This is a genomic window from Actinoalloteichus spitiensis RMV-1378, assembly GCF_000239155.1.
Taxonomy (GTDB): Bacteria; Actinomycetota; Actinomycetes; order Mycobacteriales; family Pseudonocardiaceae; genus Actinoalloteichus_B; species Actinoalloteichus_B spitiensis.
On record NZ_AGVX02000014.1, the window covers coordinates 1 to 1,867 of the forward strand.

The 1,867-nt window shown below is 70.3% G+C and carries 2 protein-coding genes and 1 pseudogene; all 3 read left to right on the forward strand.

What is annotated here, in order from left to right; all coding sequences use genetic code 11:
* Nucleotides 1–189: 189 nt before the first annotated feature.
* On the forward strand, nt 190–1,095 hold the full coding sequence (locus tag ACTIDRAF_RS26520; protein ID WP_157162772.1) for a GIY-YIG nuclease family protein: 906 nt from the start codon (nt 190–192) through the stop codon (nt 1,093–1,095).
* A gap of 34 nt (nt 1,096–1,129) precedes the next feature.
* A pseudogene (locus ACTIDRAF_RS32355) lies at nt 1,130–1,327 on the forward strand (MBL fold metallo-hydrolase); the annotation flags it as partial.
* A 189-nt stretch (nt 1,328–1,516) separates the two neighbouring features.
* Nucleotides 1,517–1,762, forward strand: coding sequence for a CDGSH iron-sulfur domain-containing protein (locus tag ACTIDRAF_RS0200840; RefSeq protein ID WP_026065641.1), 246 nt, complete (start codon nt 1,517–1,519; stop codon nt 1,760–1,762).
* Nucleotides 1,763–1,867: the final 105 nt, after the last annotated feature.

Below are 1,867 nucleotides of genomic sequence, written 5' to 3' on the forward strand. Positions count from 1 at the left end.
GACACCACCCTCGGCGCCGAGCGCCCGAAGCTCGGCGAGTGGCGTTCGCGCGGTTGGTGATCGACGACTCGCGCACGTGAGCTCGCGGGCCAATCGCCGGGACCGCACCCGGCGGTTGGCCGCGTTCCGAGCGGTGATTGGTTCAATGACTCCATCACGCAGGCCGGTGCGACTGGCGCCACCATCCGCTTGTTCCTCGTCGATGGCACACCCCAAGGCATACGACTCGTCGAGCGCAGCCAGTGGACAGGGGTGTGCCTGGCCTTCTCCCGGGCCGACTACGCCCGTGCGCGCCTCCGCAACGAGTTCGGGCGAACCGGGGTCTATCTGCTGACCGGCCCGGACCCGGAAGGCCGAGGGCCCGAGGTGCTCTACATCGGGGAGGGCGACGAGGTCGCGGTACGACTCGATTCGCATCAGAGGTCGAAGGACTTCTGGACGAATGCCTACGTGCTCACAACCACGGACGACTCCCTCAACAAAGCGCACATCCGTTACCTCGAAGCACGACTGGTGGACATCGCCAGGGCTGCGAAGTCCGTTCGGCTCGACAACTCCAGGATTCCCGCCACCCCGTGGCTGAGCGAGCCCGAAGTGGCCGACATGGAGGCGTACCTCGCCAACATGCTCATGATCCTCCCCATTGCCGGAGTGCATGCGTTCGAAGTTCCGATCTCCACCGAGGAAGTCAGAAAGGACGAAGGACCCGGTACGACCGCGGTCCGCACGAGGTACTTCCTCAACACCAAGCTCACCACTGCGGAAGGGGTCGAAGACCCTCGGAGCTTCACCGTTGCCGAAGGCGCGCTCGGACGCCTGGCGACGATGACCATGACACCTGGGTACCACGCGCTGCGAGAGAAACTGCTGGCACAAGGCGTGCTGGTGGAGCACGGGCAGGACCAGATCCGCCTCACCAGGACGTACGCGTTCGACAGTCCGTCGAGCGCGGCGAGCGTGCTGGCTGGGGGCAGCAGGAACGGCCGCACCGAGTGGCGGGATGCCAGAGGGCGGACGCTTCGCGAGAATCAGGAGGGCTCGGCAGAAGAGTCCGCAGTCACGGCACCCCACGATCACAGCGGGGAGACCGGTTGACCGGGTCCCCGCCCACGTCAAGAGCAGGCAGGTCACCGGCGACTCCCTCTTCCCCGGCGGGGTCGGCAAGACGCACTCCCCCGCCGACTTCGAGTCCCTGATCACCGACGTCGAACGGCGGATCTTCGACGTGCTGCCGGACGACACCTGGGTGTACCCGGGGCACGGGGACGACACCACCCTCGGCGCCGAGCGCCCGAAGCTCGGCGAGTGGAGGCAACGGGGCTGGTGAGCCCGCCCGCCTCCTGCCAGCCCGGCGCCGGGCCGCACGGCGCGCTCGGCCGCGCAAGTCTGGACCGGCGCAGGAGGTGCTGTCGCCGGGGTACGCCGCCCCCCGGGTGCCACGCCCTGCCCCGGCGCGGATCCCACCACCCGGCGCACGACGGGGATGACTGCCGCCGGACCGGGTACTCCGCAGGGCATGACGTCTGATGCGCCGAGGAGGCCACGCCCCGCCGCGACGGTGACACCGTGCGTGGACGGGCCGCTGCTGCTCAGGGGTGACTACGAGCTGCTCACCCCCGAGGGGGAACGAATCGAACCGGGCCGGCGGACGGTGGCGCTGTGCCGGTGTGGGCGGTCCGCGATCAAACCGTTCTGCGACGGCACCCACGACTCGGCCCGGTTCCGCGCCCCGGGGGACCGCGAGCGCCCCCCGGGCGGCTGACGCGCCAGGCCCAGCCCGAGGGCGGTACCGCGCCTCCCCGGGGAGCGCATCCCGGCCGGCCAGTTGACGTGCCCCCCCGCCGCGCCGGACGACGGACAGCCTCCC